Below are 6,211 nucleotides of genomic sequence, written 5' to 3'. Positions count from 1 at the left end.
ACAAGAAGTTGCTCAGCAACGGCAGAGTAGAACGGATTGAAAGCAAAAAACAGAGCAAGGGCCTGAGCCCCAAGACGGTGAGGAACCTGCACCAGATCATTGCCTCGGCCATGAAGCTGGCCAAAGAACAGAAGCTCATCGCCACAGACCCCACAGACGGCTGCGCCCTGCCTAAGGTGGAGCACAGAGAGATGAAAACCCTCCCGGTGGAACAGCTGGCGTCCTTCTTGCGGGAGGCAAAGGAGAGCGGTGTATTTGAACTCTACTATGTGGAGCTGGCCACTGGACTGCGGCGGGGAGAACTGTTAGGCCTGAAATGGGAGGACCTTGATTTGGAGCGGGGTGACCTCCGGGTACGGCGGCAGATCGCCCGCATCAACGGCGAGGTGGCGGAGGCTCCCCTGAAAACAAAAAACGCCTACCGCACCCTGCCTCTGGCAAAGGATACGATAGACGTTCTGAATCAGCAGAAAAAGAAAGTGGGGAGCTGTCCCTGGGTATTCCCCTCTCCCACCGGTGGCCCCATGTCTCCGGACAGTGTGCTCCACATGCTCCACCGGGTGCTGAAACGGGCGGGACTGCCCCGAGTCAGGTTCCACGATTTAAGGCATACCTTCGCAACCCTGGCTCTCCAGAATGGGGTGGATGTGAAAACGGTGTCCGGGATGCTGGGCCACTACAGTGCCGGGTTCACCCTGGACACCTACGCCCATGTGACCACCTCGGCCCAGCGGCAGGCGGCGGAAGCGATGGAACACGTCCTCTCCGGCAGTTTATAGTCCTGCCCAGTCCGGAAAAATTCCCGTATGGGTCAGGATCTGGGTCAGATTTGAAAGAGCAAAATAAACTTCCCCAAAAAGTTGCGGAAAACAAAAATAATCCGCTGGAATCACCTAATTCCAGCGGATTTCTGGTTGCGGGAGGAGGACTTAAACCTCCGACCTCCGGGTTATGAGCTGCTGTCGGTTTCTCCGCCCTCTGCGGTTCAAGGCTTTCCGGCCATTTTGTGACCTGAAATAGGCCGAAACCCGGAGGTTGTGTGATTTCTGCTCCAGCCCGATTTTTCACATTCTGGGTCAGAATTTGGGTCAGCCAATGTCAATCACCAGACTTCCACCGGAACACGTAGCTCATAATAAAGGCCACGACAGCAGTGAGCGAACACATGATACACACCGGAGCCTCCAAATTATTGGAAGCCCACATGGCGAGACTGCCGTTTGCGGTTACCACCGCGGCCGCCTGGAGAACTACATAGCCCAGTGCCAGGAGCAGGGCGGCGCAGATACAGAAGAGAAACAGTGCATTCAAAATCTTTTTCATAACTAGCCTCCAATAATCGGCAGGATTCCCATGGCGACCAGGACACCCACAAAGACAATGGGAATACAGTAATGGAAGATCAGCGGCTTGAACATGACGCTGACGTCATTCAGACCGGCGATACTGCTGGACACGAAAATCGGGGAGGACATGGGAGGAGAGGCCCCCTCGGTGGAGGCGAAGATCAGATAGGCTACGATGGCGGTGACAGGCGGGACGCCAACCGAGACCATAGCGGAGTAGGCCACGGGGCCCAGGCTTACTGTGGTGGAGGTGGCGTTCATGGGGCCGGCGGCCAGGGCGATCACATAGCCGATGATCAGGATCAGCACAAATTTGGGCAAGGTCAGGGCAGAGAGAATGGTGGTCATGTCCTCGCCGAAGCTGGTCTGATTCAAGGCGTTGCTGCTGGCCATGGCGAAGAGGGAAACTGCGCCGCAGTTGCAGCACTGCTTGGCGGAGGCCAGAAGCATCTTGGCCCAGCCGTCCAGAGTCTTAGGCAGCAGCTTGCGGCCCTCGATCAGGCAGATCAGCATGATCAGCACGGGGACCCAGATAATGATGTTCATAGCATCCACGCCGTCCTCTCCAAAGGAGGCCAGTCCCTCCAGCAGAGTGGCCACGGGGCCAGTGATGACTACCAGGGGGATAATGATGCCCAGGAACATAGCCAAAGAGGAACCACCCTGCTTCAGCGCGGTGCCAAGAGGCTCGATCTTTTCCTTAGAGATGGGAGGAATTTTGTACTTGTGTACATAGTAGCGCACCAGAATTAGACGGTAGACCAAGGTCCACAGACCGCCGCACAGCAGGGCGAAGTACAGGTCGCCCGCCTCCACCACGCCGGCCACGGCGGGCAGGCCCAGCATCAGGAACATGGAGGATGAAGGGGGGATGCAGATGCCCAGACCGGCGTTTCCGGTGTTCATGGTGGCGGCCACTTCCTTGGACCAGCCGGACTCCCGCATCCAAGGGATGGTGATGGAACCTACCGTGGCCGCGTTGGCGCTGCTGGCGCCGGAGACCATGCCGAACAGCGCGCTGGCGCAGGCGGACACATAGGCGGGACCGCCGCGCAGACGCCCCAGAATAGCGTTCAGGATGTTGACCAGACGGGTAATAATGCCGGTCTGAGTCATAATCGAGGACATGATGGTAAAGAGCATGATGGCGGCCATTACGTCCTCCGTCATGGCATCTTTCAGACTGGTCACAAATGTAGTGGGGATGTTCTGAATGCCACTGAATGCACAGCATACCAGCAGGCCCAACAGCATTGCCTCCGCAATACTGCGCTTCAGAACCAGATACCACACAATGACGAAGACAATAAAAACGAGGAAGGCAACAATGCCAATACCGATTTGCACTGTGGGGTCACTCCTTTACAACAAGAAATAGTGTGAATGATGAATCACTGGCCAGCGGCCAGATATTCCCGGTTGACGACGTTGTTTAACTCCCCGCCCTCCGCAAGAGTTTGGATGATCTGGGCGATGGTGGGGATCATGGCGTCGGCCAGGTCGGCGGTGGACCCGCCGATATGGGGGGTGATGAGCACGTTGGGGGTGGCCATCAAGTCCTTGGTGACGGGAGAATCCTCGTCCTCCACGCAGTCCAGACCCGCGCCGGCCAGCTGTCCCTTTTGGAGGGCCTGGAGCAGCGCGCTGTCGTCCACCAGTCCGCCCCGGGCGGTATTCACCAGGCAGGCGGTGGGCTTCATGCGGGAGAGCTGCTCCGCACCAATGATGTGGCGGGTGCTGTCCAGCAGGGGCACGTGGAGGGAAACCAGGTCGGCCCGCTCCACCAGCTCATCTAGAGAGACATAGGTCATGTGCAGCTCCTGCTCCCGCTCCGGAGCCAGACGGAAGGCGTCGTAATAGATTACCTGGGCACCCAGAGCCTGAACCAGAGCGGCCACCCAGCGGCCGATGTTTCCGCCGCCTACGATGCCCACGGTCTTATGGTTCAGAGACAGGGAGACAAACGCGCCCCGGTCCCAGTTGCCCTGCTGAACGTTGTTCCAGTAGCCCAGGACTTTGCGGTTCAGGGTGATCATCATGCCCAGGGCCAGCTCAGCCACGGCGTAGGCGTTGACCCCCGGGGTGTTGAGAACGGGAATCCCCCGGCGGCCGGCGGCCTGAATATCGACCGAGTCATATCCAGCGCCCCAGCGGATGACTGCCTTCAGGTTAGGCTTGTTGTCCAGGACAGGTTCTGGGGTTTTCAGGACGCGGACAATGATGCAGTCCACATCGGTAAGCGTCTCATAGGCCTCCTGCGTTTCCACGGGAAAGAACTCCTGGTCCGGAAGGAGCGCTTGAAACTGCTTCAGGGTTCCGGCGGGATAGGGGCCGGCCAGTGCAATTTTCACAGTTATCTCACCTCCTTGATCTGCGCGGCCACCTGGCGCATCAACTCCTCCGAGGGGGACTTGCGGTCCAGCTTGGAGGTCTCCACAATCAGGCGGTACAGATCCACACCGCAGTCCTGAGCCACCGACTTGAAGATCTTCATAAAAGAGGAGTGGGCGCCGCTGTATCCCAGAATCAGGTCCTTGGGCTTCAGGGGGGTGTGGTAGCCCTCCTTCTCCATGGCGGGAATAAGCTCCTGATCCTCAAACTGAAGCAGGGTGTACAGGTCCACGTCCAGGGCCTTCCCCTGCTGGTGCATCAGGGCCACCGCCAGTTCGGTGGGCATGTTGCCGGCGCTGCGGGCCATGCCCAGCAGACCGCAGTCCAGGATGTCCGCCCCGTGTTCCGCCGCGGCCAGGGCGTTGGCGGCGCTGAGCCCCAGATTGTTGTGGCAGTGGAAGCCCACCGGGATCTTGATGCGGGCCTTCAGGGCCTCCACATATGCTCCGGCATCGGCGGGGTGCATGGTGCCGGCGGAGTCCATAATGGTGACCTCGTCCACCCCGTGTTCCTCCAGACCGGCGGCCTCCTCGGCCAGCTCCTCCGGGGTGAGCAGGTAGGCCTTCATCAGGGAGTAGCGCACTTTAATGCCGTGCTTCTTGATGATGGCGGCCTTGTCATAGGTCGTTTTTCCGTCTCCCGCGTCCGCACCCAGACGCAGAAAGGAGATGCCCTTGTCCGCAGCCATAGCCACGTTGTCTGCCTCAAAGCGCTTGGCGTTCAGAAACATGCCGATTTCCGCCCGGTCCAGATAGGGGTGGATCAGATCCAGGTAGGCCGCGTCGCTGATGGGGGCGGGAGAGCCCTTCTCTGTGGCGCCCAAGCCCTTGGCGTTGCCCATCTCAATAATGCGGATGTTGCTGCGCAGCAGCCCCTCGATCATCATCCGGGTCAGCTCCGGGGAGAAGCCGTTGCCTACCACATTGGCCCCGTCCCGCAGGGTACAGTCCATGATTTTCATTGTGGTTTCCCTCCATAAGATTGCACCGTATGTGCGTTTTGCTATATTCAAGATACAAAAAACGTGGTAAAATGTAAAACACAGATAATTTTGGCGGTGCAAAAAAATTTTTTGTGGCCCGCTTTCAATTTTTCTGTTTTGACGAAACGAACGGATATCAAGAGAGGGAGTGCTGCGGATTGGATACCATCAGTTTGTACTATTTTACCGAGGCAGCAAAGGATTTGAACTTTACTCAAACCGCCAACCGGCTGTTTCTCTCCCAGCAGAATCTCAGCAGCCACATCGCCCGGCTAGAGTCCAAGTGCGGCTGCAAACTGTTCCAGCGGAAGCCCAAGGTGCAGCTCACCTATGAGGGAGAACTTTTCCTGGCCTATGCCAAGGAAGCGGTGGCTTCGGAGGGCAACATTCTCTCTGTCCTGAAGGCGGTGGCCGACGAGGACTCCGGGCGTCTGCACATCGGGGTATCCACCCCCCGGGCGGCCATTTTTATTCCGGAGGTCCTGCGGGATTTCACCAAGACGTACCCCGGCGTCAGCGTCCGAATCTCCGACCGCCCTTCCTATCTGCAGGAGCGGCAGCTGGCAGACAACGCCATGGATTTCTGCGTGGGGGTGTTCCAGTCCCAGAATCCGGAGCTGCAGGCCACCCACCTGCTGACCGACGGGCTGTACCTCTGTATGTCGGACAGCCTGTTCCGCGCCTATGCCCAGGACCGGGCGGAGGCGCTGCTGTCGGCCGGACGGGATGGGATCACTATGGCGGAGTTCTCCGGGCTGCCAGTAGCGCTTCCCTCTGACGGGATTCCCCTGTCCCGGGTGATTCTGTCCTGCTATGAGGAGGCCGGGGTGGCCCCCAACGTGCTTTTGAACACGGCTTACCCGCAAATGTTCCGTGCCCTATACTTCCAGGGGACTGCCGCCTTTTTTGCCACAGGCATGATTCTCAGCGACCACCTGAGAAACCGCCCGGTCGGTGTTCCGCCGCTGCACGCATTTCCTCTGCTTCTGAACGGAGACTTTATCAAGCGGGAGATTACACTGCTCACCAACCGGCACCGGTATCTCTCCAAGCCAGCCAAGCATTTTATTTCCCTGACGCAGGCGTTTTTTGCCGCCATCGAACTGGAGCGGGCAGGATTTGAAGATGGAAGACCGCGGGTGTTTGACCCGGGTTTTGATGTAAAGATTGCAAACCCAGTCAATTCAATAAATCAATATGAAATTTGACTTCTCAGCTCATTGAAGCGTGGATCGCCGCCTTGGCTGTTGTGTGTCGTTGCAAAGGAGGCGGCACAACATGGCAAAACACAGAGCCAACGGGGAGGGTAACCTCTGACCGGAGACGGGGAAGGCCATTTACCGGAACGTCCTGGGAAGGACCCAGGCGGAGGCCAGGGCCAAACTGAAGCAGGCCATTGAGGAAGCAAAGCAGGTCGACCCGGTAAAGGCAAAGCAGTACACCGTGGGGGAGTGGATGGACGTCTGGTTCGAGAACTACGCCAAGGTGAAGG

Annotated in this window: 6 protein-coding genes; 2 read left to right on the top strand and 4 right to left on the bottom strand. The window is 58.3% G+C overall.

Translation table 11 applies throughout. The features are described 5' to 3' along the window. On the top strand, positions 1–779 hold a 779-nt coding region (locus B5F19_RS16155), incomplete at its 5' end, for a site-specific integrase (protein WP_087292604.1). A gap of 319 nt (positions 780–1,098) precedes the next feature. On the opposite strand, the gene B5F19_RS16150 is transcribed toward B5F19_RS16155, so the two are convergent. The 4 genes from B5F19_RS16150 to B5F19_RS16135 are packed head-to-tail and all read right to left on the bottom strand — an operon-like array spanning position 1,099 to position 4,698. Next, complete coding sequence (locus B5F19_RS16150; RefSeq protein ID WP_087292601.1) at positions 1,099–1,323, bottom strand: cobalt ABC transporter substrate-binding protein; 225 nt, start codon at positions 1,321–1,323, stop codon at positions 1,099–1,101. A 2-nt stretch (positions 1,324–1,325) separates the two neighbouring features. Continuing rightward, positions 1,326–2,693: a TRAP transporter large permease subunit gene (locus tag B5F19_RS16145; protein ID WP_087292598.1), complete on the bottom strand. Its 1,368-nt coding sequence runs from the start codon at positions 2,691–2,693 to the stop codon at positions 1,326–1,328. A gap of 44 nt (positions 2,694–2,737) precedes the next feature. Next, positions 2,738–3,697 carry an NAD(P)-dependent oxidoreductase gene (locus tag B5F19_RS16140; protein ID WP_087292595.1) on the bottom strand — a complete coding sequence of 320 codons (960 nt, stop codon included), beginning with the start codon at positions 3,695–3,697 and terminating at the stop codon, positions 2,738–2,740. Between the two features lie 2 nt (positions 3,698–3,699). Further along, the gene (locus tag B5F19_RS16135) at positions 3,700–4,698 is read right to left on the bottom strand and encodes a 4-hydroxy-2-oxovalerate aldolase (protein WP_087292592.1); all 999 of its coding nucleotides are present in this window, start codon (positions 4,696–4,698) and stop codon (positions 3,700–3,702) included. Positions 4,699–4,877: 179 nt separating this feature from the next. Here B5F19_RS16135 and B5F19_RS16130 point away from each other — a divergent pair, with 179 nt between their 5' ends. Beyond that, a complete protein-coding gene (locus tag B5F19_RS16130) occupies positions 4,878–5,927 on the top strand; it encodes a LysR family transcriptional regulator (protein ID WP_162612600.1) in 1,050 nt (349 codons plus the stop codon). The last annotated feature ends 284 nt before the right edge of the window (positions 5,928–6,211 follow it).

The sequence above is a fragment of the Pseudoflavonifractor sp. An184 genome (assembly GCF_002160305.1).
Classification (GTDB): Bacteria; Bacillota; Clostridia; order Oscillospirales; family Oscillospiraceae; genus Lawsonibacter; species Lawsonibacter pullicola.
Note: the sequence above shows the minus strand (reverse complement) of the source record. Positions and strands in the feature narration are given on the sequence as shown.

Excerpts from the sequence above, each read along its gene's own strand:
- B5F19_RS16150 (WP_087292601.1), bottom strand. The coding sequence starts at position 1,323 with ATGAAAAAGATTTTGAATGCACTGTTTCTCTTCTGTATCTGCGCCGCC.
- B5F19_RS16135 (WP_087292592.1), bottom strand. The coding sequence starts at position 4,698 with ATGAAAATCATGGACTGTACCCTGCGGGACGGGGCCAATGTGGTAGGC.